This is a genomic window from Beijerinckia indica subsp. indica ATCC 9039, from assembly GCF_000019845.1.
GTDB classification, from domain to species: domain Bacteria; phylum Pseudomonadota; class Alphaproteobacteria; order Rhizobiales; family Beijerinckiaceae; genus Beijerinckia; species Beijerinckia indica.
Genome location: NC_010581.1, coordinates 2,145,801 through 2,172,002 on the forward strand (window position 1 = coordinate 2,145,801; position 26,202 = coordinate 2,172,002).

Annotated in this window: 22 protein-coding genes and 1 tRNA gene; 13 read left to right on the forward strand and 10 right to left on the reverse strand. The window is 58.0% G+C overall.

Features of this window, described 5'->3' with window-relative positions:
• Positions 1 to 70: 70 nt before the first annotated feature.
• The 3 genes from BIND_RS20140 to BIND_RS09535 are packed head-to-tail and all read left to right on the forward strand — an operon-like array spanning position 71 to position 3,944.
• Positions 71 to 2,029, forward strand: coding sequence for an MHYT domain-containing protein (locus BIND_RS20140; protein WP_012384863.1), 1,959 nt, complete (start codon positions 71 to 73; stop codon positions 2,027 to 2,029).
• A complete protein-coding gene (locus BIND_RS09530) occupies positions 2,026 to 2,778 on the forward strand; it encodes a response regulator (protein ID WP_012384864.1) in 753 nt (250 codons plus the stop codon). The genes BIND_RS20140 and BIND_RS09530 overlap by 4 nt, the downstream gene beginning before the upstream one ends.
• Entirely contained in the window at positions 2,775 to 3,944 is a 1,170-nt protein-coding gene (locus tag BIND_RS09535; RefSeq protein WP_012384865.1) for an ATP-binding response regulator, read from the forward strand. Before BIND_RS09530 ends, BIND_RS09535 begins: the two co-directional genes overlap by 4 nt.
• A 28-nt stretch (positions 3,945 to 3,972) precedes the next feature.
• Here the strand turns inward: BIND_RS09535 and BIND_RS09540 are convergent, their stop codons facing one another.
• Together BIND_RS09540 and BIND_RS09545 are read right to left on the reverse strand one after the other, a co-directional pair.
• Complete coding sequence (locus BIND_RS09540; RefSeq protein WP_012384866.1) at positions 3,973 to 5,925, reverse strand: aldolase/citrate lyase/malate synthase family protein; 1,953 nt, start codon at positions 5,923 to 5,925, stop codon at positions 3,973 to 3,975.
• Positions 5,926 to 6,102: 177 nt separating this feature from the next.
• Complete coding sequence (locus BIND_RS09545) at positions 6,103 to 6,996, reverse strand: hypothetical protein (RefSeq protein ID WP_012384867.1); 894 nt, start codon at positions 6,994 to 6,996, stop codon at positions 6,103 to 6,105.
• Positions 6,997 to 7,218: 222 nt separating this feature from the next.
• On the opposite strand from BIND_RS09545, the gene BIND_RS09550 reads away from it, so the two are divergent.
• The 4 genes from BIND_RS09550 to BIND_RS09565 are packed head-to-tail and all read left to right on the forward strand — an operon-like array spanning position 7,219 to position 8,607.
• The gene (locus BIND_RS09550; RefSeq protein WP_244395858.1) at positions 7,219 to 7,575 is read left to right on the forward strand and encodes an ArsR/SmtB family transcription factor; all 357 of its coding nucleotides are present in this window, start codon (positions 7,219 to 7,221) and stop codon (positions 7,573 to 7,575) included.
• A complete protein-coding gene (locus BIND_RS09555; RefSeq protein ID WP_012384869.1) occupies positions 7,568 to 7,795 on the forward strand; it encodes a hypothetical protein in 228 nt (75 codons plus the stop codon). Before BIND_RS09550 ends, BIND_RS09555 begins: the two co-directional genes overlap by 8 nt.
• 34 nt (positions 7,796 to 7,829) lie before the next feature.
• On the forward strand, positions 7,830 to 8,168 hold the full coding sequence (locus BIND_RS09560) for a DUF3817 domain-containing protein (RefSeq protein ID WP_012384870.1): 339 nt from the start codon (positions 7,830 to 7,832) through the stop codon (positions 8,166 to 8,168).
• A gap of 7 nt (positions 8,169 to 8,175) precedes the next feature.
• On the forward strand, positions 8,176 to 8,607 hold the full coding sequence (locus tag BIND_RS09565; protein WP_012384871.1) for a CopD family protein: 432 nt from the start codon (positions 8,176 to 8,178) through the stop codon (positions 8,605 to 8,607).
• A 2-nt stretch (positions 8,608 to 8,609) separates the two neighbouring features.
• Here BIND_RS09565 and BIND_RS09570 read toward each other — a convergent pair whose 3' ends face one another.
• Both BIND_RS09570 and BIND_RS09575 read right to left on the reverse strand, forming a co-directional pair.
• The gene (locus tag BIND_RS09570; protein WP_012384872.1) at positions 8,610 to 9,191 is read right to left on the reverse strand and encodes a beta-class carbonic anhydrase; all 582 of its coding nucleotides are present in this window, start codon (positions 9,189 to 9,191) and stop codon (positions 8,610 to 8,612) included.
• Between the two features lie 173 nt (positions 9,192 to 9,364).
• Positions 9,365 to 10,081: a TetR/AcrR family transcriptional regulator gene (locus tag BIND_RS09575; RefSeq protein WP_041778661.1), complete on the reverse strand. Its 717-nt coding sequence runs from the start codon at positions 10,079 to 10,081 to the stop codon at positions 9,365 to 9,367.
• 103 nt (positions 10,082 to 10,184) lie between these two features.
• Here BIND_RS09575 and BIND_RS09580 point away from each other — a divergent pair, with 103 nt between their 5' ends.
• Positions 10,185 to 11,042 carry an SDR family oxidoreductase gene (locus tag BIND_RS09580; RefSeq protein WP_012384874.1) on the forward strand — a complete coding sequence of 286 codons (858 nt, stop codon included), beginning with the start codon at positions 10,185 to 10,187 and terminating at the stop codon, positions 11,040 to 11,042.
• 78 nt (positions 11,043 to 11,120) lie between these two features.
• Here the strand turns inward: BIND_RS09580 and BIND_RS09585 are convergent, their stop codons facing one another.
• From BIND_RS09585 to ruvX, 3 genes are all read right to left on the reverse strand, one after another.
• Entirely contained in the window at positions 11,121 to 13,964 is a 2,844-nt protein-coding gene (locus BIND_RS09585; protein ID WP_012384875.1) for an AMP-binding protein, read from the reverse strand.
• A 187-nt stretch (positions 13,965 to 14,151) separates the two neighbouring features.
• Positions 14,152 to 14,225 (reverse strand) — tRNA-Gln (locus tag BIND_RS09590).
• 104 nt (positions 14,226 to 14,329) lie between these two features.
• Positions 14,330 to 14,827 carry a Holliday junction resolvase RuvX gene (gene ruvX, locus BIND_RS09595; RefSeq protein ID WP_012384876.1) on the reverse strand — a complete coding sequence of 166 codons (498 nt, stop codon included), beginning with the start codon at positions 14,825 to 14,827 and terminating at the stop codon, positions 14,330 to 14,332.
• Between the two features lie 176 nt (positions 14,828 to 15,003).
• On the opposite strand from ruvX, the gene BIND_RS09600 reads away from it, so the two are divergent.
• Positions 15,004 to 16,290, forward strand: coding sequence for an NTP/NDP exchange transporter (locus BIND_RS09600; protein ID WP_041778662.1), 1,287 nt, complete (start codon positions 15,004 to 15,006; stop codon positions 16,288 to 16,290).
• Between the two features lie 102 nt (positions 16,291 to 16,392).
• Here the strand turns inward: BIND_RS09600 and BIND_RS09605 are convergent, their stop codons facing one another.
• Positions 16,393 to 17,187 carry an alpha/beta fold hydrolase gene (locus BIND_RS09605; RefSeq protein WP_012384878.1) on the reverse strand — a complete coding sequence of 265 codons (795 nt, stop codon included), beginning with the start codon at positions 17,185 to 17,187 and terminating at the stop codon, positions 16,393 to 16,395.
• A 547-nt stretch (positions 17,188 to 17,734) separates the two neighbouring features.
• Here BIND_RS09605 and BIND_RS09610 point away from each other — a divergent pair.
• The 4 genes from BIND_RS09610 to glcF all read left to right on the forward strand — a co-directional run bounded on the left by BIND_RS09610 (position 17,735) and on the right by glcF (position 24,525).
• Complete coding sequence (locus BIND_RS09610) at positions 17,735 to 19,918, forward strand: malate synthase G (protein WP_012384879.1); 2,184 nt, start codon at positions 17,735 to 17,737, stop codon at positions 19,916 to 19,918.
• Positions 19,919 to 20,274: 356 nt separating this feature from the next.
• The gene (locus BIND_RS09615) at positions 20,275 to 21,765 is read left to right on the forward strand and encodes an FAD-linked oxidase C-terminal domain-containing protein (protein ID WP_012384880.1); all 1,491 of its coding nucleotides are present in this window, start codon (positions 20,275 to 20,277) and stop codon (positions 21,763 to 21,765) included.
• A gap of 116 nt (positions 21,766 to 21,881) precedes the next feature.
• Positions 21,882 to 23,183 (forward strand): FAD-binding protein, encoded by a 1,302-nt coding sequence (locus tag BIND_RS09620; protein ID WP_244395859.1) that lies wholly within the window; start codon positions 21,882 to 21,884, stop codon positions 23,181 to 23,183.
• Between the two features lie 4 nt (positions 23,184 to 23,187).
• Entirely contained in the window at positions 23,188 to 24,525 is a 1,338-nt protein-coding gene (gene glcF, locus BIND_RS09625) for a glycolate oxidase subunit GlcF (RefSeq protein WP_012384882.1), read from the forward strand.
• A 47-nt stretch (positions 24,526 to 24,572) separates the two neighbouring features.
• On the opposite strand, the gene BIND_RS09630 is transcribed toward glcF, so the two are convergent.
• Positions 24,573 to 25,529 carry a DUF535 family protein gene (locus BIND_RS09630; RefSeq protein ID WP_012384883.1) on the reverse strand — a complete coding sequence of 319 codons (957 nt, stop codon included), beginning with the start codon at positions 25,527 to 25,529 and terminating at the stop codon, positions 24,573 to 24,575.
• Between the two features lie 351 nt (positions 25,530 to 25,880).
• Positions 25,881 to 26,090, reverse strand: coding sequence for a TOBE domain-containing protein (locus BIND_RS09635; protein WP_012384884.1), 210 nt, complete (start codon positions 26,088 to 26,090; stop codon positions 25,881 to 25,883).
• Between the last annotated feature and the right edge of the window lie 112 nt (positions 26,091 to 26,202).

A 26,202-nucleotide genomic window follows, 5' to 3' on the forward strand; every position in this document is an offset into this window, starting at 1 on the left:
TTTGTCCATGACTTGCGATGGCGCCTTGGCTGTTAAAGACTCTTAACCAACCCGGTCGCTCAATGAACCCATGACGACCTTCTCTCTTTGCCTGACGCAACAGCATGACCTTGCCCTGACGGCTCTCGCCGTCCTGTTTTGCTGTCTCATGGCCTTCGCCTCGATCAACCTTTTCAGGCTTGCGTCTGAAATGGAGCAAGCACAGACACCGGCCTGGCTGTTTGCGACGGCCTTGATCCTGACTTGCGGAGTCTGGACGACACATTTCGTAGCCTGCCTCGCTTACCAGCCAGGCCTGCCCATCTCCTATAATGCCGAGACCTTTCCTGTCTCGCTTCTGGCCAGCATGACAACGGCCTGGGTCGGTTTCACGCTGGCGCAACGGCGGCATTTCCGTCTCGGCGGCGCCATCATCGGCGTGTCGATCGCCATGATGCATTACATCAGCATGGCCTCTGTGAAATTTCAGGCCGAAAAAAGCTGGGATCTCCGATTTGTGGCTCTGTCGGTCCTTGTCGGCATGACAGCGGCCGGAGGCTCCATGGCCGTGTTCAAGGATGGGCGTAATCTGCGTCGCTGTCTCATGGCCTCCTTGCTCATAGTTCTGGCGATCTGCGGCACGCATTTCCTCGGCATGGCGGCACTCACGCTCAAGGCCGTTCCGGGCATTCTCGTCGCCGATGGACAAGCCCAGTCTGCCCTGCTCGCCACGGCGCTCGCCGTCATGATGATCCTCATTGGCCTTGGTCTCCTCGGCTCGCTGACCGAACGTCGGTTGCGCACACAGGCTCTTGAGGAAACCAGAAAACTGCGCCGCAGCCAGGACCATTTGGAGCGCGCGCAAAAGATCACCCAGACCGGCAGCGTCGAGCGGGATCTGCGAACCGGCGAGATCGAACTCTCCTCTGAAATCTACCGGATCTTCAGCCTCGACCCCAACCAGCCTTCTGCGGCGTCGCAGTCTCTCGCTCGCTTTTTTCATCCGGACGATCATCACGGATGCCAATTTGCGATGCGGACGCCGCAATTATCCAGTGCTTTCACGGATGAGCATCTGCGTCTCGTCACGCCAGAGGGGGCGATCCGCTGGCTGCGCCATGAGGCTGAATTCATCTACGATGAAGCTGGAACACCCATTCGCTGGATCGCCACTTATACGGATGTCACGCGCATCCATGAAGCCGAGGACCGGCAGAGAATTTTGCGGGAGGAATTGCGTGCCGCCAAGGAAATCGCCGAGGCCGCGACGCAAGCGGTGCTGAGCCTTAACGACAAACTCGAACATCGCGTCATGGAACGCACCGCCGAACTTGTTCAGGCTCAAGAAGATCTCTTGAAGAAAGAGCGCCTGTCAACGATCGGCCAACTCACGGCCACCGTCGCGCATGAATTGCGCAATCCGCTGGGCGCCATCAAGAATACCGTCTTTACCCTCAAGGAACTCTCTGGCGCCAAAAATCTTAAACTCGACCGGCCGATCGCACGCATGGAACGCAGCGTCGACCGTTGCAACAGCATCATCACCCACCTGCTCGAATATTCGCGGGTCAGTGCCCTGAAATATGAGTGCCGTGATTTCGATCAATGGCTCGTGGATGTCCTCGATGAACTTGCCGTGCCACCGACCATCACGGTCGAACGGGTCCTTGCCGCCAGGGATCGGAATTGCGCTTTCGATCCAGAGAGATTGCGTCAGGTCATCGTCAATCTGGTCGAAAACGCCATCCATGCTTTGAACGACGTAGGAGCGGAAAGACCTGAGAAGCGCCTCCGTCTCAGCACGCGGCAAAACGCTGGGACGATCGAACTCACCATAGCCGACACGGGGCCCGGCATTGCCGCCGAAAACCTCACCCGTGTCTTCGATCCCCTCTTCAGCACGAAAAGCTTCGGCACTGGGCTCGGCCTCCCCGCCGTCAAGCAGATCGTCGAGCAACATGGCGGCACAATCACTTTGGCCAGCACTCTTGGCCAAGGGACTGAAGTAACCGTTGTTATCCCACATGAAAGACAGGAATTGGCCGCATGAGAAAACATATTTTCATCGTTGACGACGATCTCGATCATGCCGAGAGCCTTGCCGAAATTCTCGAATTGCAGGGCCATGACGTCGAACTCGCGCAATCAGGCGAATCCGCTATCGCCCGTTTCGCCGAGAAAGATTTCGACCTCGTCTTCATGGATGTGAAACTGCCCGTCATGAATGGCGTCGAGACTTTCTTCGCCTTTCGCCGCCTGCGGCCGCAAGCCCATGTCTTCATGATGACCGGCTATAGTGTCGAACAGCTCGTCGCCGAAGCAATCGACAATGGCGCGCTCGGCGTCCTCTATAAACCCTTCAGCGCGAATGATCTTCTCGATGCCGTGGCGCAAGTGGAGCCGCGCGGCCGTATTCTCGTTGCCGATGACAATGCCATCCTGATCGACCAGGTCGCGCCCATCCTGTCGGCGGCTGGCTATGCCGTCGAAATCGCGCATAACAGCCTCGACCAGCTCGATTGCGACCAACTCTCCGAGATCGATTGCATGATCGTCGATATGGACCGATCGCTCCTGCGTGGAATGGAACTCTGTGTCGATTTCAAGGACCGGCTCCCGAGCCTGCCGAAACTGCTCATCCTCGGGTCGGAAAACGACGAAAAAGCCGCGCAGTTTTCCTTGCTCACACAAGGCATTCTCATCAAGCCCTTCGATCCCCAAACTCTGCTCCACACCCTTGATCATCTCCTGCATCCGCAAGAGGCAACACCAAACGCAGGTTCGAGGGCACTTGCATGAGCAAAGATCGATCCCAAGGGATCCTCGTCGTTGATGATGATCCAGATTTCGGAGAATCCCTTTTCGATATTCTTGATTATCGCGGCTATCGGGTCATCAATGTTCACGATGCGGAATCCGCTTTGGAAGCGCTACGGAACGAAAGACCCGCCGTCGCCATGGTCGATATTCGCCTTGGCGGAACATCCGGCGTCGATCTGCTGTCGCGTTTGAAGGCTGAAGCGCCCGGCCTGATCGGCATTATGATCACCGCCCATGTCGATACGCCCTCGGCGATCGAAGCCATGCGGCGGGGGGCTTATGACTATATCGACAAATCCTGCGCACCCGGCGAACTCGTCGCCATTCTCGAGCGTGCCTTCGAGACGCATCATTTGCGCATGGAAAAGTCCCGTATGATCGAAGCCCTTCGTCTCGCCAAAGAAGGAGCCGAGGCCGCCAATCAGGCGAAATCCAATTTTCTCGCCACGATCAGCCATGAATTGCGTACGCCACTCAATGCCATTATCGGCTTCTCAAATCTTATCCTCATGGAACTGATGGGACCGCTCTCCAACGAGCGCTATCGCGAATATTTACGTGATATCAATGCGAGCGGCGAACATCTCCTGTCGATCATCAACGACATTCTCGATCTCACCAAGGCCGAGGCCGGCCAAACGGAATTGTTCGAATCCGTGATCCATCCCCGCGATGCCATCATACCGGTCGAGCGCCTCTTGATGCCCAAGGCACGGGAAGCGGGCCTGACCCTGACCTCGAACATTACCGAACATCTGCCTCTGCTGCGCGCCGACGAACGCAAAGCCAAGCAGATCTTCCTTAATCTCCTGTCCAATGCGGTTAAATTCACACCACCCGGCGGTTCCATTGAAATCGACGCCCATCTCACTCACAAGGGCGATCTGGCGATTGCCGTGGCCGATACGGGCATCGGCATCGCGCCGGAACATATTGATCGTGTTTGCGAGCCTTTCGTGCAGATCGACAGTTCACTCAGCCGCCGTCACGATGGCACGGGGCTTGGCCTGCCGCTCGTCAAATCCTTCATGGAATTGCATGAGGGCAGCCTGCATCTCAGGAGCAAAAGCGGGATCGGCACTTGCGCCATCGTCACCTTTCCCGCGAAACGGCTGGTCCTTCCGCAGTCCCGCCTCTCGGCATGATCAGCGGACAACCAAGCGCCGTTCGATTTCAATCATTGGTCCGGAAGGCTTCGCCGCTTTCAAGCCCGCGCGTCGCCCCTTTCATCGATTCAAAAGGATTCTGTACCGTCGTGCCTTGTCGCTCTTTGGCTGCCCGCCGATAAGCCAGCAAGACAGGTTCGATCGGCGCATCTGGCGTTTGCACGCCAAGGTCGATGAGATCCCATGCCGCTTGAAGCAATGATCCAGCGCCTTCTGCGGCAAGTGCCTGGAAAGATGCATCACTGGCATTCTTCTCCATGAGGGAAACAGCAGCCTGCCGCAAAGCAGCACGGATCTGTTCCTCGCCATAAAGCCCCTGGCGGAGCCAATTAGCAATCTGCGCACTGATCAGGCGCAAGCTGGCGCGATCAGCGATGCGGACAAAATCCAGCCCATCCTCTTCATGCCGCTTCAAGCTGCTCTGGCCGTACTCAATCAAGGCGACCAGCATGAGCAGGATCTGGCTGCAAAGAGTCTGGAGATCCGTCTCTGCCCCACTCTTCTTGTCCAAGACAACAGGCTCTGGCCACACGGGCGCTGAAGGCGCCTGTCCGCGATGAACGGCAAAGGCATGGAGCGCGACTGTGCTCGGCGAAGCCGCGAAAGCGCAGGCCGTGGATACAGGCGGCGCGAAAGAGAGCGCCGCCGAGGCGCTTTTCAAGCGAAGGGCTTCAGCAGCCGCATCGACAGGATCGGGAATGAAGGCAACGAAACGATTTTGCGCTGCGGCCTTGCACGCGGCAAGAGCCCCATGAACCGCTCCCGTCTCCTCCATGAGGACGAGCTTGATCGCCTCTTTCGGCAATCTCAAAAAGCCTTCCAATCGGCTGGAAATATCGCAGGCGATTTGCACATCGCGGCTGCCGCGCAGCTTTGTCTTGACGGCATAGATCGCGCCCTTCGCGCTATTTGGCAGCCCGCGCCCACGCTTCAGATCCTGGATCGCGATCAACGCCGTGACAGCCGCATCGATCAGGGTTTCCGGCACCGGCTCGCCATGTTTATCCAGGATCAGATCGCTGAGAACGGTTGGCGCCGCATGGCTTGCCATCAAGAGGCTATGCCCCGGCATGGACAAAGCCTCACTCTTAGGACCTGTAAAGGACGCATCCGTAGCCAGCAGACGTTCTGTCACTTTGTTGTTTTTCTTGAACTGAGTCCGCAAACTTCCTTTCAAGACACCAAGCCAGTTGCGATAGGCCGCAACCTTCTCCTTGGCGTCGACACACAGAACGCTGTCTTCGAAATCGATCACGACAGCCAAGAGAGATTCAAGCTGGAGATCGGCGAGACCAGCCGGATGCTCACGTCCAATCGGATGACGACGATCGATCCGCAGAACGAGATACCCTTCTTCATGACGAAGCAGAAGCGCCGTAGGACGCTCCGCGCGTCCCTGAAAGCCACTATATTGCTCCGGATTTTTCAGTTCCGCGCGCTCGCCCGGCGCAAATTCGGCGAAGAATTTTCCCCCGGCCACGCCATAGAGCTTGACGTCGCCATGGCTTCCGTTTGCCAAAGGCACAATCTCATCGAGAAAGGCGCACACCGTTTCGATGACCTTGGCGCCGCGCACCTTATTGTAACTCGTCCCGCGTTCCGCACCATCGGCCTCGGAGATCAAGTGCGAGCTATAAAGCGCGTCATAAAGGCTGCTCCAGCGCGCATTGGCGGCATTGAGGATATAACGGGGCTCTGATGCCGGCACGACGATTTGCGGACCCAGGAGCCGGGCCGCGATCGGATCAAGAGTCTCCGCAGAAGGAGCTTCAGTCGTGGCGGATGTTCCCTCCCCCTCCGCATCCGCCGCGCGCAAAAGCGGGGAAAACTCGTCGATCAGCTTGGTCAGGCCAGTCCAGAATTGCAGCGCGCCAATGCCCGTGCCCGACAAGGCTTCATAAGTGACGAAATCATGCAGAGACTCATTAATGGTCAAGCTGCCGATCTTGATGGGTGGCATTCTATGCTTTTCCTCGCAGCCAAGAACTTCTCTTCATTGATCGCGGACAAAACGCGGAAGAGAGACTCCATAAACTCTTAAGTCCGATGGTCCAGCCTGTCGCCGACCCCTTATCGCGTTTTGAGCAGCCTCGTGAAACGGCGTCAACCACCCTTGGTCCAGGGAGGCACGCTCGTCTCAAGCCATGGGCATGGCTGTAGGCGACAAACCGGCCAGAATTGTTTCTCCCGCGGCCCGGTAGGCTTCATGGTTCGTGTTCATGTCCACGACTGGAGAGACGCGATGATGGTTAGGTGGCCGCGTGCGCCCGTAAACCTCACCATCCTCACCCCTGAAACTGGCTATGATGTTCAACAGGCTCCGCCGCAAATACTTTTTGCCGGGCGTATAGAAAGTCCCGCTCATTGCCACGGTCTGCGTGACGTCGGGCGCCGCGTGCAATGTATTTTCGCTGAAGCGAATGAGACCGCCGCTCGGAGCCGAGACACGGCCATGGCGCCGGAAGCGATCGTCAAAATCCTGAGCGGAGGCCGCGAGTTGAGCCGGCCTGATACGCCTTCCCATGACCGAAGGATCAAAAAATTCAGTCCCTCGGACGGAAGAATTGCCTCCCTCGCCTGGATCGATGGCGGTCACGACATAGATCACCATCTTGCCTTCGGTTGCATGCATATGGATTTGATCGAACAATAAATGTTCCTGGCGCTCATAATCCATGCGGAAGAATTGCAAGCTGACCTGGCAAAGATCCGCGATGCGGCCTCCCGCGTGATGATAGAAATCCTCCATGATCAGCGCGGTTGTCGGCAGGAGAAAAGCGAGATTGGCAGGCAGGCAGATCGTGCTCGTACCCTGGGCCTTGATTTCGAAAGCGCCAACATTGAAATCCTCGCCCTTCGCGAAAACTGAAAGGTCCGGCACCATGCCGACGACAGCCGGCAGATCACGATTGGTATCGAGAAAATCCCGTGGATCACGCGCTTGCGGTGCGAGGCCTTCAGCGGCTCTTGCCTCGGGCGATGGCGTGATGATCAAACCCTCCCGGGAAAGATCGGCATATTCTATCTTCATGGGTCAACATCCCAAGCCCCCATTCCAAGGCATTTCCCGAAGGCAATTCCTTCACGCATCATCGCGATGCGAATCTTATGGGCTGGCGGGGAGCGCATAAGGGGAGCGGAATGGACGTTTGCCAAAAAGCAAGGATTGGACCTGTCAGCGTGGGCCGAGCCACTTGACGGCCTATGTTTCATATGTCAGTTAAATATGACATATGAAACATGGGGGGTGTTCGTGGCGACCGGAGACCAGCTCTTGATGGCCCTTTCCGCGCTCGCCAATTCGCATCGCTTGCGTATCCTTGCCTGTCTCACCACAAAGGGGCGCACTTACATCAGCCAGCTCGCGCGCGATGTCGGCATCAGCCGGCCGCTTTTGCATCTGCATTTGCAAAAACTTGAAGATGCCGGCCTTGTCACCGGCAAGCTCGAGCTTTCAAGCGATGGCAAGGCGCTCAATTTTTTCGAAGTCACGGATTTCAACATCACCTTAAACCCATCGAGCATAGCCGACGCGGTCAAGTCCCTGACGACATCGCCCCCGAAAGCCGATGCGGACACATTGTCTCAAAAGGGAAACCAGCATGACTGAACATGCACAGATCTTTTTCTGGGTGACGCTCCTCGCCCTCATTACCGTCTGGTCCATTTTCGGCATGAAATATTTCTCTGCCGCCCGTCAGGCCCGGCTTCGTTTCGCGGCGGATTCCGATTACCGGAAATTGGCGGAAAAGATCGCCGATGCGCAAACATCGAGCGTCAACGCTCTCGCCGCATTACAGACTGACTTCGCCGAATTGAAAACCGGCTGACTAAAATCGAAACCGTCTTGAAGGAAGTCGAATAATGGCCGCTCCCCTCGATAAAAAGGCTGAAGAGCGAAGGGATTTACAGCTCATGCAATGGGCTTCGCTTCTCGAAGGCACAACCCTCGTCCTTCTCGTTTTCATCGCTGTGCCGCTCAAGCACCTAGGCGGCTGTCCGATCGCGACCTCCATCATGGGCCCGATCCACGGCCTGGCCTTTCTCTTCTATGTCTGGATGATGTTTCGGCTCACCGCTTCTGCGGATTGGTCGAAGGGCGAGATGGCCCGCCTGCTCATTGCAGCCCTTATTCCCTTCGGCGCTTTCGCGAACGAGCGTATCCTGCGCAAAAAAGCCGCCGAAATCGACGCGACAGCCTGAGCTCTTCATGGACTATTATCTTTGGTTCAAGGCGCTGCATATTGCGGCCGTGGTGACATGGATCGGCGGCATGCTGGTCATGGGCATGGCTCTTTCGCATCTCCTCGCCTCACCTCAGCCATCCAAGCCGGAAAATGTCCGCCTTGTCGAAGCAATCCGGCTATGGGATGGGCGCGTCACCACCCCCGCCATGCTGCTTGCCTGGGCGCTCGGCATCACCATGGCGGTGACGGCCCGCTGGTTTCCGGCTCCCTGGCTCATGGTGAAACTGGTTTTCGTCCTGGCTCTTTCAGCTCTGCATGGCCTCGAAGCCGGCGCCTTGCGCAAATGGGAGCGCGACCCAGAGGGATCACCCCCCGCATTTCTGCGTCATGCGCCACGTCTGATCGTGGCGGTGGTGATCGCGATAGCGATCCTGGCCGTCGTCAAACCGTTCTAAATTTATACGGGCGCTCCCGCTTTGGCGGCTTCCGATACCTCGATCAGCTGGCCGGTTTTGACATCATAGATAAAGCCATGAATCGGAATTCGGCCAGGGACGAGTGGATGCGAACGAATACGCTCCACATCCTCCACCACACTCGCGGCCAGATCCTTGAAACTCAGCCATTTGACATAATGGCCATGAACACTGCCGGGGCCTGCCCCGTGATCATGCCAACCCTGGTCGTCGATCGTCGCCGTCTCTAAACTCTGCTCCAGCAAATCGCCAATAATATCATCGTCGAAAAGCTGCATGCCGCAATCGGTGTGGTGGATCACAAACCATTCGCGCGTGCCAAGCAATTTATAACTGATGACCAGCGATCTGATCGCATCATCACTGGCGCGCCCACCGGCATTGCGGATGACATGGGCATCCCCCTCGGCGAGACCAGCATATTTCGCGGGATCAAGACGCGCGTCCATACAGGTCAAAATGGCAAAGCGACGGGCCGGCGGCAGTGCGAGCGTGCCCTTCTCGCCAAAGGAATCCACATAGGTTTGATTGGCGGCAAGGATCTCGCCACGGATCTCGGACATTCGCTCCATCTCCCCCTTTGCTCGGGCTCATTCCGCGGCTTTCTCACCGCGAAGGGCGATCCTGCCGACTGGCGTCAGAGCCATCATAGGCCAGACTCTCTGTTAATCAATAAAAACCATGGTTTTTATTGATCATAAGGCTACGATGCAGCACAGCCTCTGATTGAAAGGCGTCAGCCCTTCGCTTGTGCTAGTCTGTCCAGAAGTTCCGTCAGCAGCAGGCGCTCGCCGGGTGTTAACGCATCAGCCTCGTCGAGATGAGTGCGAAGTCCGACCGCAAGTGATGTCAGGTCATCGTGCGACTGCACTGGTCGTTCCGTAACCAACGAAGCGAGGACGGCTTCCAGGGCAAGGGTCGAAAGCTGCGGATCACGCTGTCCTTCAGGCGTGGAGAGAAGGGTCGCCACGGTGCCGACCCCAGCAGCATGAATCAGCGCAACAGCCCGTTCCACCGGCATTTTCAGACGGCCGGAGCGAGCGATCCGCTCGACCCGTTTCTTCAGGACAGCGATGCCGGCAAGCACGGCCGGCGATGGAGGGCCTGCCGCGCCAATTTCGTTTATGATCGCGAAGACCGCCGGATTGCCGAGTCCGAACGCGACATAGGAATCCCACGCATCGCGCAAATCTTGGACCGGATCGGGATGCGGCTCCGCCGCGACCTTCTGCGCGATAAAGGCTGTCAGCCCATGTTCCGCCACGGCATCGAGCAATCCGCGCTTCTCGCCAAATAAGCGGTACAATGTCGGCGCCTGTACTCCCGCCGCTGCTGCCACGGCCCGTGTCGTCAGCGCCGCGACACCGCCGCTGGCGATGAGCCTGGACGCGGCTTCGAGAATCTTAGAGCGCGCGTCCGGCTCCTCTGTCTCGCTGTTAGGTCGAGCTGCCATGATGATGTGTAGCATTGACCCGCCACCGCCGATAGCGCTGATTGCATCAGTCAATTATCAATGATATCACTTTGTCATTTCCACCGATAATGGGAAGGCAAGGATGATCGTCGTTACCGGGGCAAACGGGCAACTCGGGAAAGCAATCATAGAGGGTCTGCTGCGTCGCCTTCCGGCCGACCAAATCATTGCGAGCGTGCGCGACCCCGCAAAAGCGTCCGCGCTCAGTGCGCAGAGCATCGAGGTTCGCGCAGGAGACTTCGCTGATGCGGCAAGCATAAAGAGCGCGTTTGCGGGTGCCGACCAAGTCTTGATCGTTTCTGCCGACAAGCTCGGCGAGGAGGCGCGGCGACTGCATCACACCGCGATCGAGGCTGCCCGAGAAACTGGCGTAGGCCGCATCCTTTACACCAGCCACATGGGTGCGCGGGCCGGTTCGCCCTTCGCGCCAGGCGATCAGCATGCGGGGACCGAAGCGGACCTTGCGGCGAGTGGTCTGGCCTACACGTCCTTGCGCCACGGCTTTTATGCCGAGAGCTGCCTGCATATGGTGGGGGAAGCCCTGAGAGCTGGCGAATTGCGCGTGCCCGAAGATGGCCCGGTCAGCTGGACCGCGCGGGACGATCTGGCGGAAGCAGATGCGGCCATCCTCGTCGATGAGGGGAAATGGGACGGCATCACGCCGCCGCTGACGGCCTCGCAGGCGGTGACAATGGCTGAGCTCGCAACACTCGCATCCGAGGTGGCCGGACGCGAGGTGCGGCACATCACCGTTTCCGATGAGGAATGGACAGAAGCGAAGATCGCGGCAGGCATGCCCGCCCTTTATGCCGAAATGCTGTTGGATGTGTTCGTCGCAGCCCGCCGCGGTGATTTTGCCGCTACCGATCCGGCATTGGAGACGCTTATTGGCCGCGCACCCCGAACGATGCGCGAGATACTCGGCGCGTTCGGGCTGTGAAAGCTGGCTTGCCGCCGAGCGACATGGTTTCGCAACAAGCGGACCGGGTGCTTTCCACCAGTCTCGGCTATTTCCGATTCAGGTGGATTCGCCAAGGTCCGGCTCGCCGCAATGCGTCAAGATGACTTTGCGCACCTGCTGCTCAAGCTGCAGCACCGACGAGAAATCCGTCCCCGTTGGTTGTATAGCTTCTTCTATGCTCAAGCTGAGCGGTGCCCGTCGCGGGAACCATTGCCCGGGCCGCAGCATGACGCGCGTTCCCTGCAAGATCCCCGGCACGATGGGAAGATCGGCTTCGCTAGCGATCTTGAAGGCGCCGAGATGAAAAGCTGCAAGCCCGGCCCTTCTTGTGAAGGTTCCTTCCGGAAACATGACGAGCATGCGGCTCTGCCGCGCGGCAGCGATGATCATCTCGATGTCTTTGATGTCCCCCATCATTTCTATGCGCTCGACGAAGAAAGTGCCGAGTCGGCGCAAAAACGGAATGATGAGCATTCCCCCGAGAAATCGCTTCTTCGCGACAAAGGTCGGAATGCCGGGGAGGAATGCCGCAAGGATGATGACATCCAGATAGCTCGAATGATTGAAGGCGAGCAGAGCCTTGCCGGGCGGAATATGGTCGAGGCCAGAGACCGCGACCTGAATGCCCAGCACTGCGAGCGCAATGCGGCCGATCGCCCTCGTAACGGCCCAGCGCCATTCGAGCCGTGGCAGGAGCATGACGGCAATCCACGCCAAGCCATAGCCAAGACAGATGACACTCCACCACCAGAGTGCATAAAGCGTCGCACTCCCGCGCGCCATCACGCGGATGAATTGCGGTCCAAGGCCCGCCAGCCGTAGGCGCAAAACCTGCAACCATAAGGAACCCTGCGCCACACCAATCTGATGGCGTTGATACAGTTCTCGTGTAGCGCTTCGACGGATCTTGCCACTTGATGTCTTGGGCACAGTCCGCGGCGGCGCGAGGACGACTTCGTCTGGCGGCGTGCCGCATATGGCGCTTGTGAGCTCATGGGCGCGCGTCTCTATTTCATGGCGCGCGGCGGGATCCGTCTCACGCGTTTCGGCCACGATCACCAGGCGCTCGGTTCCCGATACTCGATCGGTCATGCCAAAGACCGCGACACTGCCCCTGCGGATACCAGGGATTGTGGCAATGGCGTCCTCGATCTCCTGCGGATAGATATGCCGCCCCGCGCGAATGATGATGTCCTTGATCCGGCCGGTAATATAGACATCGCCTTCAGCCATATAGGCGCGGTCGCCGCTATCGAGCCAGCCGTCGTGGATGAGATCTCTCGTCTTGGCCTCGTTACAAAAATAACCGGAGGTCGCTGACGGGCCTCGAAACTCGAGCCGGCCCTCCTGCCTGTCTCCGATCTCATGCCCGGCCGGATCGACGATCCGGATTTCATGTCCCGGCAGCGGTCGGCCGCAGGCGACCAACTCCAGCGGATTTTGGTCGTTCGCCTTGGCGGGTTCGGCGACACCCCGGCTCATCAGGGCATTACGGTCGATCCGATCGATCAATGGGCCTCGACCAAGGGTTGAAAAGGCCAGGCCGACGGCGTTTTCGGCAAGCCCATAAACCGGCATCATCACTTCAGGCCGGAAGCCAAAGGCCGCAAACTTCTCGGTGAAGCGGCGCAATGTATAGGGGGATACAGGCTCCGCCCCATTCGCAACCGCACGCAACGAGCTGAGATCAAGGCCGGTGAGATGGGCCGTGTCGATCTTGGCCGTACAGAGTTCGAAGCCGAAATTCGGCGCGGCGCTCAAAGTGGCGCGAAAGCGATGAATGGCCCAGAGCCAGCTTTCCGGACGCACGAGAAAGCTCAGCGGCGACATCACATAAAGCGGGGCCCCGAAATAGAGGCAGCCGAACCAGGCACCGATCAAGCCCAGATCATGGTAGAGAGGTAGCCAACTCACGAAAACATCGGCCGAATTGGCCTCGAGCGCCGCCCCCATGGCTTTGACATTGGCCAACAGATTGGCATGGCTCAAGATCACCCCTTTGGGATCGCCCGTGCTTCCGGATGTATATTGGATCAAGGCGGTCGATACTGGAGTGCTCGCAGGGGGCAAGCGCATGTCACCAGCTTCCGCCATCAGTTCGGCGACGCTCGCGACAGATTCAAGTTCGCTCAATTGTGCCCGCAGCAATGCCGCCACGCTCAGCCCTTCCGGCATGGTGATCAGCATACGCGACCCGGCATTGTTCAATATACCGGCTTGGCGGCGCAGATGGTCTTCAATCTGCGATGGCCGCATGGGCGGATAGATCGGAACTGGCACGGCGCCGACATAAAGAATCGCAAAGAAGGCGCAGAAGAACTCGATGGAGGTCGGCAGCATCAGCGCGACTCGATCCCCTGGCCCGATGTCACGGGCGATGAGACCCCTGGCGATCTGGCGCGCCTGCGCCGCGAGCCGGCCATAGCTCAACTGATCCAGGATTGTGCTGTCATCCTGCAGCAAAGTAATGTGCAGACGGTCTGGATGGCGCGCGACATGCCAGTCGAGGACTTCCGTCAAGGTCTGCGCTTCTGTCGCGGCAAGCACCAAAGGCAGCGCCGGGATCGGGTGAAGATCGGCAGGTTTGCCTCCCTCTCCTGCAAGCGCCTCGTTAAGGGCCCGAAGCAGATCGGCCATGGTTTCGGCCGCTCCGACGCGTGCCACCGGCAGTCTGACGTGAAAGGCTCGTTCGACCCTCAGGATCAGTTCCGTGCGCGCAAGGCTGTCGATGCCTAAATCGTCTTCAAGCCGGCTCGCCAAAGTCAACGCGAGTCTGCGCGCCCGCTGCGGATGAAGCTCCTGCACAAAGCTGCGCACAAGGACCACGAGATCTTGCGTGAGATTGCGTGGATCGTCCTTGGCGGGTGATGCGGTCTGCGGCGACTCTCTGCGAGGCTCCATGACAAAAGCCAATGGATTCTGGTGGCGCGATAATCTTGTGGTTCAGTCCGGACCAACCGGCAAACCGCTCTTCCCGCACAATGCTCAGGGATGAGCCTCTGCCGAGCTCTGATCTGATGAGCATGTTGGGAAACGCCGAAAGACGCCCGGAGGCGTTCAAAAAAGCAGAATTTTAAGCAAAATGAATTGGCTGGGGGACCTGGATTCGAACCAAGATTAACGGAGTCAGAGTCCGCTGTTCTACCATTGAACTATCCCCCACCGGACCCCATCAAGCGGCGCATAAGGCGCTTCATCTCGACGGCGGTGGATCGTGGCGTTATTAAGTTTTCCGTCCCTTCCTGTCAACGGGTTGAAGCCCAGGTTCAAGGTAAATCCTTGTCCGCGGTTTCATGGACCCAGGCCAAGCGGTCGAGCGCGCCTTGCAGGATGAAAGCCGCGGCGAGCTTGTCAACGACGGCGGCCCGCTTGGCGCGCGAGGCGTCCTGCGCGATGAGATCACGCGTGACCGCGGCTGTCGAAAGCCTTTCATCCCAATAGCAAAAGGGCCGGCTCGTCAGCCCCGAAAGGCTGCGCACGAAAGCCTCCGTCGCCTGGACCCTCGGCCCCGCTGAACCATCCATGTTGAGTGGCAAGCCGATCACAAAAGCGGCGACATCGAATTGGTCAGCCAAGGCGAGGAGACGCTCCGCATCCTTGGTGAATTTGGTCCGGCGAATCGTCTCGAGCGGAGTCGCGATCCGACGCTCCACATCAGACAGAGAAAGACCGATGGTTTTGGTCCCGAGATCAATGCCGATCAGACGTTGACGCGGACCAAGCAAGGGTTTCAGTTCGACCAGGGGCAGAACCTTTGTCGCCATAGGATTTTGGCCTCCCGCAGGTTATGCTCCAGCGAATAACAAATGCATCTTACCTTGGCGTATGGACGCTCAAACCGGCCCGTGCAAAGAAAATATTTCCCTCCCGTAGAACCATGCCTGATCCTTCCCACGCGACATTTGTCTCCGATTCTTTGAATCCAGAGCCCCTTGGCCCTTTGCGTCGTCGGTTTTTGAAGCTGGTCGACGTGCGGCCGGGCGAACGCGCCGCTCTGTTTTATGCCTTCGCTTATTTCTTCTGCCTTTTATGCGCCTATTACCTATTGCGGCCCTTGCGTGATGCACTTGGCCTCATTTCAGGCTCGGGTAGTTTGCAATGGCTCTTCACCGCGACCTTTCTCGTCATGCTCGCCTTGGTGCCGGTCTTTGGCGCTTTGGTCTCCAAGCTTCCACGGCGGCGCTTCGTGGCCATTGTCACGCATTTTTTCTCGCTCAATCTTCTCCTGTTTACCTGGCTCATCGCGGCGAATATCCATCCCCTGACAGTCGGGCGGGTTTTCTTCGTCTGGGTCAGCGTCTTCAATCTTTTCGCGGTCAGTATTTTCTGGAGCGTCCTCGCTGATCGTTTCAATGCTGATCAGGGAACACGCCTGTTCGGTTTTATCGCGGCCGGCGGCACGCTCGGCGCTTTTGCCGGGCCGGCGCTCGCCGATGGACTCATCGCCTTTTTCGGTCTTTCCGCTCCGGCTTTCGTCGCGGCTCTTTTGCTTGAAATCGGCTTTCTCTGTTTCCTCGGCCTCATGAGCCCGGCAAACCAGCTAGGCACGGCCGCCCAACAAGGCATACAATCTCCTGCGGCGCCCGATCTAACAATCGGTGGAGGCATGTTTGCAGGCATCACACTCATTGCCGGATCACCCTATCTGATCGGCATCACCCTGCTCATGCTCTTTACCACCATGACCTCGACCCTGCTCTATTTCGAGCAAGGCCGGATCATCGTGGGGGCTTTCACGGATACAGCCGCCCGGGCGCGTTTCTTTGCCCGGATCGATCTCAGCGTCTCAGGCCTTACGCTCTTTCTGCAAGTCCTTGTCACAGGTCCCCTGCTACGCCGTTTCGGGATCTTTCCCGGCCTCGCGATCCTGCCAGTTTCCATCATTCTAGGATTTGCCGGGACGGCTCTTAGGCCAGAAGCCATGGTCATCGCCTTGGCGCAAGGCATGCGGCGCGCATTCGATTATGCCCTGGCCCGTCCCGCGCGCGAGGTGCTTTTCACAGTCGTGAGTCGCGAGGCAAAATATAAGGCGCAGAATGTCATCGAGACACTCGTCTACCGCACCGGCGATGTCGCCGCCGGCTGGCTCTATGCGCTGCTCGCCAGTCTCGGCGTGACGACTTTTGGGCTGACCCTGCTTCTCTTGCCAGTCGCTTTCCTGTGGCTGTGGCTCGGCTCGAAATTGACCCGCGATCAACAACGCGCCGCGCTAGTGGATAAAATCTGACGCTTGAGACTCAAACGTCAGATTTTATCCACCAGAACAATAACGTGTGGGCATGCCCGGCTTGAACCCAATCATAAAACAACCCTCGTTGTGAGGCGGGGTTTAGGCCAGAAAAGCCTCGACCAGTTCCGTCATCTCGCCAAGGCGTTCGACCCAGGCGTTATGGGCTCCTCCCGGCAGAAGTTCGAAGCGCGCGCCGGGGATGGCCGCCGCCAATTGCCGCGCGTCATCGACCGACAGCAAACGTTCCTGTGGGCCGGTGACCACCAGCGTCTCGGCGCGGATGCGGGCGGGCAGCCCCTCATCGGCATGGCCGTGGCAGGCCGCGACCTGTCGGCAAAAATCTTCCGTGCTTTGCGGCGAAGCATCGCTCAGAATGATCTTGATCAGGGCTGTGATGCTTTCCTCCCTGTCGAAGAACCGGTCTTCCCAAACGAACAGAAATTTATCGCGCAGGATCAGCGCTGGATCGACTTTGGCCCTGGTCATCGCACACCAATGCGCGATGACCGCCGAGGACCGCGCGGAGAGACTGATCGCAGTCGAGACCAGGATCAATTTATCGACGCGGTCGGGATGAGCAACAGCGAGATGCTGGGCGACGAAGCCCCCCATGGAAAAACCAAGCACATGCGCCCGGCCGTTTGGCGAGACCTCGGCGATCAAGGCGGCGATATCGCCAGCCATATCCCGCGTCGTAAAGGGACCGGCGGATTCGGTCAGGCCGATCCCGCGATTATCGACCATCACCACCTGAAAGCGATTTTTGAGGGACGCTGCCAAGGGCCGCCAGACGGTTCCCTTGAGGCCAAGGCCGTTGATGAGAACCAAGGTCGTCTCACCTTGCCCCATAATATCGTAGTGGAGCACGGTGCCGTCGGACAAAGAAAGCTGCATGGGAAGGAGAGCGCCTTGATTTGACTGGAAACCGGAGAGTTTCGCGATCGATGTGAGATCGCCACCACCATTGCGGGAAGCGCTGCGCTATTTTTTGTGGGAAAGAAACACTCGTCAAGAGAGGGTCAGAAATGCTTTTCCCAGAGCAAAGGTCATGCGGCAGATCCGAAGGCCACGAGCATGGCAGATATGACATGCACTTGCATACGGGAGTGCCTTTTGGAAAAGCAATCCAAAATGGGGAAAAACAGGCTCCAGCGCTCAGAAAAGCTTCCGCTTTTCCAGCAAACGCTTTAACGAAAAAATAAAAATACCTTATTATTCAATATAATAATGTATTTAATTGAATAATGAAAATATTTTCCAGAAAAATTGACGCCCGGCTTGAGATCCTCCATCTATAGAGAACAGATCTTACCGGTGCCTAATTTCATCTCAGGTAGGATCAGATGCTGGAAGCCCGTGAATTTCTGCCCCTCTAATGGGGTGGGACAGTTCCGGGCAAGCCTCCCGCCTTACGGGTTTGAGCCAAATTTCGGAGAGCCACATGGGTTATCTTTCGATCAACGGCCTTTCGGTCGATTCGGAACTTCACGATTTTATCGTCAAGGAAGCTATTCCCGGCTCTGGCGTCAGCGCCGAACAATTTTGGACTGGCCTTGCCGATCTCGTCGCCGCGAAAAGCGCGACGAACCGCGCCTTGCTCGCCAAGCGCGATGAATTGCAGGCCAAGATCGATGCTTATTATCGCTCCGGCGGCTCAAAGGATCCGGCTGCGACGGAAGCCTTCCTGCGCGAGATCGGCTATCTTCTGCCCGAGCCCGCGCCCCAGGCGATCGAGACGCAAAATGTCGACGATGAAATCGCCACGATCGCCGGGCCACAGCTCGTCGTGCCGGGCTCCAATGCCCGCTATGCGCTGAATGCCGCCAATGCCCGTTGGGGCAGCCTCTATGACGCGCTCTATGGCACGGATGCGATTCCGGAAACCAATGGCGCGGAGCGCGGCAAGGGTTTCAACCCCACGCGTGGCGCGCTCGTCGTCGCCAAGGCCAAGACCATTCTCGACCAGTCCGTGCCGCTTGACGGCGCGTCCTATGCGGATGTCACGGCCTATCAGATCGAGGGGAGCACCCTGAAGGCCACGACGAAGGATGGCAAGAGCATCGGCCTGAAGACGCCCGAGCAATTCGCTGGTTTCACCGGCACCAAGGAAGCGCCAGCCACCATCCTTTTGCGTCATAACCATCTCCATTTCGAGCTCGTCGTCAATGCCAACCATCCGGTCGGCAAGACGGATCCGGCCGGCCTCGCCGATGTCATCATCGAGTCCGCCGTGTCGACCATCATCGACATGGAAGACAGTGTTGCCGTGGTCGATGCCGCCGATAAAGTGGCGCTTTATCGCAATATTCTCGGCCTGATGCAGGGCACGCTTTCGGACACATTCGTCAAGAATGGCGCTTCGCTGACCCGCACCCTGCATGACGATCGGATCTACCAGACTGGCGATGGCGGCACCTTGCGCCTGCATGGGCGCAGCCTGCTGCTCATCCGCAATGTCGGCCATCATATGTTCACCGACGCGGTCCTTGATGCGTCGGGTGCCGAAATCCCGGAAAATATGCTCGACGGCATGGTGACAGCGCTTGTCGCGCGCCATGATCTTTATGGCACCCATGAACACCATAACAGCCGCAAGGGTTCGGTCTATATCGTCAAGCCCAAAATGCATGGGCCACAGGAAGTGGCTTTTGCCAATTCCGTGTTCGAACATATCGAACTGGCGATCGGTCTGCCCGCGAATACGCTGAAGATCGGCATCATGGACGAGGAACGGCGCACGACCGTCAATCTGATGGCGGGGATCCAAGCGGCCTCCAAGCGTATTGTCTTCATCAATACGGGCTTCCTCGATCGCACCGGCGACGAAATCCATACGGCGATGGAAGCCGGCCCCATGGTGCGCAAGAACAGCATCAAGAACGAAGCCTGGCTGAAAGCCTATGAAGACAATAATGTGGATGTCGGCCTGGCGAGTGGCCTGCCCGGCCATGCTCAGATCGGCAAGGGCATGTGGGCCGCTCCCGATGCCATGGCCGATATGCTGACTCAGAAGATCGGTCATCCGCGCGCCGGCGCCAATACGGCCTGGGTGCCCTCGCCCACCGCCGCGACCTTGCATGCGCTTCACTATCATGAAGTGGATGTCTTCGAGCGGCAGAAGGAACTGGCTGGACGGCCGCGTGCCAAACTGCATGATCTTCTAACCGTGCCGGTCGCCAAAACGACCTATTCTGCGCAGGAGATTCAGGAAGAGCTCGACAATAACGCCCAGGGTCTGCTCGGCTATGTCGTGCGCTGGATCGACCAGGGCGTCGGCTGTTCGAAAGTGCCGGACATTCACAATGTCGCCTTGATGGAAGATCGCGCGACCTTGCGGATTTCCAGCCAGCATATTGCCAACTGGCTATATCACAAGATCGTCACCGAGAGCCAAGTCCTGGAAACCCTGAAGCGCATGGCGGTCGTCGTCGATCAGCAGAATGCCGGCGATTCCGCCTACCGGCCGATGGCACCCGCCTTCGACGGCATCGCTTTCAAAGCGGCCTGCGATCTCGTCTTTAAGGGACGTGAACAGCCAAACGGCTATACGGAATTCCTGCTGCATTCACGCCGTCGCGAGGTCAAGGCCGAACAGGCCCAAAGTGGCCAAGCCTCTGCGGCTTAAGATGGGTTTTGAGCGGGGGCTTGAGTGCGGCTTGAGCCCCGCCGAAACCTGATCTTTCTTCTGCCGTTCAAGGCGTGACGGAGGTTCCGGCTGGCCCGGGCTTTCGCCACGCTTTTTCTTGATCGACGAACGCATCGGACGTTTCATGAATCATATCCGATGCTCTAAATTATTGAAAATACATTAGATTAATCCAACGGTGCGCGAACGATTGGTTGATGCTCCCATGAGCTTTGACGATCAGCACCCGTGTTGGCTTTTGTAAAAGCCTATGATCTATGGTAGCGGCAAAATCGAAGCGGCCCATTCATGCCGTTTCCAGAAGGAAAACATCCGCCGCTCGGGAGACGCGACCTATGACCTTGCAAATGCCACATCCCGAGGCGGCCATCCTGACACATCGCGGGGAAATCGTCGCGCGGCTTGAACAGATTGTTCCAGGCGGTGTCATTCATACCGAACGGGAAATGCGCGTCTATGAATGCGACGCCCTGACCCTCTACAGGCAATTGCCGCTCGTCGTCGTCTTGCCCGAGACGGTGGAACAGGTGTCGCAGATTCTGCGGCTGGCGCAGGACATGAACATCAAGGTCGTGCCGCGCGGCAGCGGGACATCCCTTTCCGGCGGCTCGCTACCGCTCGCCGATGCGATCCTGCTCGGCATGAGCAAGTTCAATCGCATTCTCGAAACCGATTTCGAAAATCGCTGCGCTCGTGTGCAACCCGGCGTGACCAATAGCGCGATCAGCCGGGCCGTCGAGGACCATGGCTTCTATTATGCGCCGGACCCGTCCTCACAGATCGCCTGTTCGATCGGCGGTAATGTCGCTGAAAACTCCGGCGGCGTGCATTGCCTGAAATATGGCTTGACCACCAATAATATTCTCGGCCTCGAAGTCGTGCTGATGGGCGGCGAGGTGTTGCGGCTCGGCGGCAAGCATCTCGATTCCGATCTCTATGATCTCATCGGCGTGCTGACCGGTTCGGAAGGTTTGCTCGGCGTCATCACCGAGGTCACCGTGCGCATCCTGCAAAAGCCGGAGACGGCGCGCGGCGTTCTGCTCGGCTTTCCGACGGTCCAGGCGGGCGGAGATTGCGTCGCCGAAATCATCGCCCGCGGCATCATCCCGGGTGGCCTCGAAATGATGGACAAAGCCTCGATCGACGCGGCCGAGGCCTTTCAGCCCTGCGGCTATCCCCGCGATGCCGGCAGCCTCGTGATCGTCGAACTCGACGGGACGCAGGCCGAGGTCGATGTGCTGATTGAAAGGGTCGCGGCCATTGCCCTGGAACAGGGGGCGACCTCGATCAAGGTCTCTCAAAATGAGGCGGAGCGGCTGCGTTTCTGGTCAGGCCGGAAAAATGCGTTTCCGGCGGTCGGCGCCATCGGCCCCGATTATCTGTGCATGGATGGCACGATCCCACGCTTTCAGCTCTCGAATGTTTTGGCGCGGATGGATCAACTCGCCGCCCAATATGGATTGCGCGTCGCCAATGTTTTTCATGCTGGCGATGGCAATCTGCATCCCTTGATCCTCTATGATTCATCAAAGCCCGGCGACAGCGAAAAGGCCGAGGCTTTCGGCGCCGATATTCTTTGCCTTTGCGTCGAGGTCGGCGGTGTGTTGACCGGCGAACACGGGGTCGGCGTCGAAAAACGCGATTTAATGGATCGCATGTTCAATGAGATCGACCTGCAGCAGCAGGAGCGTTTGAAATGCGCTTTCGATCCGGCCCACCGGCTCAATCCGGGTAAAGTCTTTCCCACTCTGCACCGCTGCGCGGAACTCAGCCGCATGCATGTGCACAATGGTCAATTGCCCTTCCCCGATCTGCCACGGTTTTGAACGATCGGGAAATCGGCCCGCCAAGCCGAAAGTCATAAACCTGCATCATCCGCGACCATGATACTGTCACAAGGTCGCGGATCGGCAGGGTGAGGTCGGCGCCGATGAAACCCGCAATGCCTCCTGCCACGAATGAAGCCGAAACAATGGATATTTTACTGCCCCGTGACGAGAAAGACGTGGTTGCCGTGGTCGAGGCCGCCGTCGCCAATCGCGTCCCGCTCGAAATCATGGGTCTCGGATCGAAGCGTGGCTTCGGCGCTCCTGTCACTGCCGAGCGCCATATTTCCTTGAGCGGGCTTTCCGGCATCACGCTTTATGAACCGTCCGAACTGGTCCTGCGTGCCCATGCCGGCACGCCGATGCGGGAGATCCGCGCTTTGCTCGACCAGAATGGGCAGGAACTCGCCTTCGAGCCTATGGATTATGGAGATCTCTACGGCGCTCCCAAGGATGACAAGGCCAAGGGGGGCACTATTGGCGGGACGATCGCGGTCAATGCCAGCGGTCCACGCCGTATTCGTGCTGGCGCGGCGCGCGATCATCTGCTCGGTTTCAAAGCCGTCAGCGGCCGTGCAGAAAGTTTCAAATCGGGTGGCCGGGTCATGAAGAATGTGACGGGCTATGATCTTTCCAAACTGCTGGCCGGTTCGCACGGGACCTTGGCGATCATGACGGAAGTCACGGTCAAGGTACTGCCCCGGCCAGAGAACGAAGAGAGCGTCATCGCCACCAACCTCACCGAAGATCAAGCCCTGGCGTTGCTGCGGGAAGCGTCCGGCCTTCCCTATGAAGTTTCGAGCTTCGCCTGTTTGCCCGAGGGCAGTGTGCTTGGCCTGCCGCGTGGTCCGATCGCGGTCTTGCGTCTCGAGGGTCCGGACCTATCGATCCAGAAGCGCAAGGAAGAATTGATCACCACCTTCCGCAAGAACACCCGTTTTGCGAAGGGTCAATATGACATTCTGAAAGCGGCGGTCTCCCGGGAATTCTGGGCTGCGATCCGCGATGCACTGCCCATCACAACCTGCGGCGGGCAAGTATGGCGTCTCTCGACCGCGCCGAGTGAGGCTGCGCCGCTGGTGACCGCGATTCACGCGGCGGGGGTTCCGATCCTGCGCTGGTTCTATGATTGGGCGGGTGGCCTGATCTGGCTTTGCGTCGAGGCGACGCCTCATGCGCATGCGCCGTCGATCCGGGCCGCTGTCGATCGGTTCGGCGGCCATGCGACCCTGATCCGTGCTGAAGACGAGGTCCGCGCCGCCATTCCCGTCTTCCATCCCCAGCCCCCGGCGCTGGCCGCTCTTTCGCGGCGGGTCAAGCACGGGTTCGACCCCTTGAGCCTGTTGAACCGCCACCGCTTCGGCACGCATTTCGATCCGTCCGTGGACGAGCCCACTTCACTTCAGGGCGCGGAATAAAGCCATGCAAACCAATTTCTCTTCCGCCTTGCTCGAAAATCCGAAAATCGCGACCTCGGAGAAGATTCTGCGGACCTGCGTGCATTGCGGATTCTGTACCGCCACCTGTCCGACTTTCGTAACCTTGGCCGAAGAAAACGACAGCCCACGCGGGCGTATTTATCTCATCAAGGAAATGCTCGAACACGGCCGGCAGGCCGATGCCGAGACGGTCAAGCACATCGACCGATGCCTGTCCTGCCTCTCCTGCATGACGACCTGCCCCTCGGGCGTCCATTACATGCATCTTGTCGATCATGCGCGCGCCCATATCGAGGAAACCTATCGGCGTCCTTTCCTCGACCGTAGCCTGCGCGCAATATTGGCCTTTGTGTTGCCGCGTCCGACCTTGTTCCGGTTCGCCCTTTTTGCGGCGAGGCCAATGCGGCTCGTTGCGGGCTTTTTTCCTGGCCGGCTCGGCGCCATGTTCGCCCTGGCCCCCTTCAATCTTCCCTCGCCAAGCCCAGTCGACCGGCCTCAGGTTTTTGCACCACTAGGTCAGAAAAAACTGCGTGTCGGCTTGCTGAATGGCTGCGCCCAAAGAGTTCTCGATCCGAAAATCAACGAAGCGACTGTTCGTCTTCTGACGCGTCTCGGTGTCGAGGTCACGGTCGTGGAAGGTGTTGGTTGCTGCGGCGCACTCACCCATCACATGGGCAAGGAGGACAGCGCCCTCGCCTTCGCCAAGGCCAATATCAAAGCTTTCATGCGTGAAAAGCACAAGCATGGCCTCGACCGGATCGTGATCAATACATCCGGCTGTGGCACGACCGTCAAGGATTACGGCTTCATGTTCCGGGATGATCTGGAACTTGCCGATGAGGCGGCGACCGTAGCCGCGATGGCGCGCGATGTGACGGAACTGGTCGAGGAAGTGGGTTTCACGCCAGCCCGCGAAATGCCACCTCTGCGCGTCGCTTATCACTCGGCCTGCTCGATGCAGCATGGTCAGAAAATCACGCGGCTTCCGTTCGACCTTCTGAAACAGGCCGGTTTCGCCACTCTCTCAATTCCTGAATCGCATCTTTGCTGCGGTTCGGCGGGCACCTATAATCTTCTTCAGCCGGAACTCGCGACGCGTCTCAAAACCCGCAAGATCGAGAATATCAAGACGACGCAACCCGACGTCATCGCCGCCGGTAATATCGGCTGCATGGTCCAGATCGGCAGCGGCATTGATGTCCCCGTGGTGCATACAGTCGAATTGCTCGATTGGGCGACCGGCGGTCCCGTACCCGAGGCGCTCGCCTCTTTGCCCATCGCATTTCAGACAAAGGCACAAGAGCCTGAAAGTCCGGTTTAGAGCATCGCTTTGTCAATCAACGGCCTGAACGATGCTCAAAATACGCATCAGCTTGCCGCAAAGAGATGATCGACCAATGTCACCACGCTTGCGCGTTGTTGTTTGTAGGCGGCGCGCTCCGATTTGGAAGCCAGGTCCAAAGGCATTCTGAATCCGAAACCATCGGATATGCCTTGGCGTTCGATCCAGAAGCCATCATAATCGGCGCGTAGTCGTTTTCGCTGATAGCGCGCGTCGGCATTGATGATATGCGTTCGATTAGAGACCGCATGCAAGCTGGTCACGCCGCAAGCCGCGGCAAAAGCCGATAGAGCGATGAATACGACCATTTTGGGCCGCAAACCAGACAGGTCCCGCGTCGCGGAAACGATGCGTTCCTTCCTGTCCTTCCAATCCGCTCCGACGATAGTCGATGGCCCTTGCAGGCCTCCGATCAAGGCGACAGGCTCAAGGGCCTCACCATTTTGAGGTGTGAGCAGGAAGGTTAGCCGAGCGAGAACGAAACCATCCTCCACGTCTTCGAACACGAGAGAATATTCGCCTTCTTTGCCGCAATGCCGCGCCGGATCGAGCTTAAGCCGATAAATTTTACCACTTTTGCCACGGAGATAGCCGAGTTCGACACCGGCATCCGCCCAAAGCGACAAAAGCAACCGCCTCGGCATTGTCCTTGCCGCAAAAAGATAATGGCCACGCAGCATCGCGACATGCTCTCGGACGCTCAGACCGTGGACAGCATAAGTGCCGAGCGGCTTCAGCACGAGTTCTAGCGGTGCCGGCGGAAGATCCTCTGCTCGCGCAAATGTTTTGAGGAAGGCGAGCCATTCGCGTGTCCAATGCGGATACCGCATTGCCTGGGCCAGGCATTTCGCCATGGTCAGCAGAGAGCCCGCTCTCAAAGTATATTCGCGCCTCGGATCAAGCCCATGACGAAAAAGCTCAAGGAGAACCTGGCCTGGAAAAAGCGATGAGGCCTTGTCTTCCGACATCGGAACGATAGTCATTCTTCTTATCTCATTGACGTTCGACGATGCCGCGGAGCCCAAGCGTCTTTCGCCACGGACCGGCCTCGAGCCTTGGTAAAGTGTGAGAAAACGTTAGGCTCATGCTGAATGTCTAAGGACCCGGGACTGAAAGGGTTTCAAGCTCTCACGATGAAAGCACCCTTCATCACATTGACGTGATTCCCTACACCACCTTTAGTTCTCTCGCAATCGTTCCGAGCGTTGTTTGTGTAAGAACGCCAAATAGATTCAATCTTCTTGGTAATTGCGCGGTGTCATCACAGTGTTAAAAAAATCCCCGCCTTTTGGCGGGGATTTTTTATTTAATCAATGCTTCCCAGAAAGGAAAAATTAGTCGACCGCGATCATCACATCGGAAGACTTGATGAGGGCATGCGCCTTCTTGCCGGGAGCAAGTCCGAGCTCATCAACGGATTCGTTGGTGATGGACGCCGTAATAATGACGCCACCAGCGATTTCCAGATGGACATGCGCCGTTGTCGAACCCTTGTGCACATCCTTGATCGTACCAGCAATAAAATTACGTCCTGAAATCTTCATCAGAAGTCTCCTTGATAATCTACTGTCTCAAAGTCGATGATCCGCCGTCTCAAACTTCGACGAATCGGCGCTGGTTCGCCAAAGTAACTAAATCAGATATAGGATAGCTCCC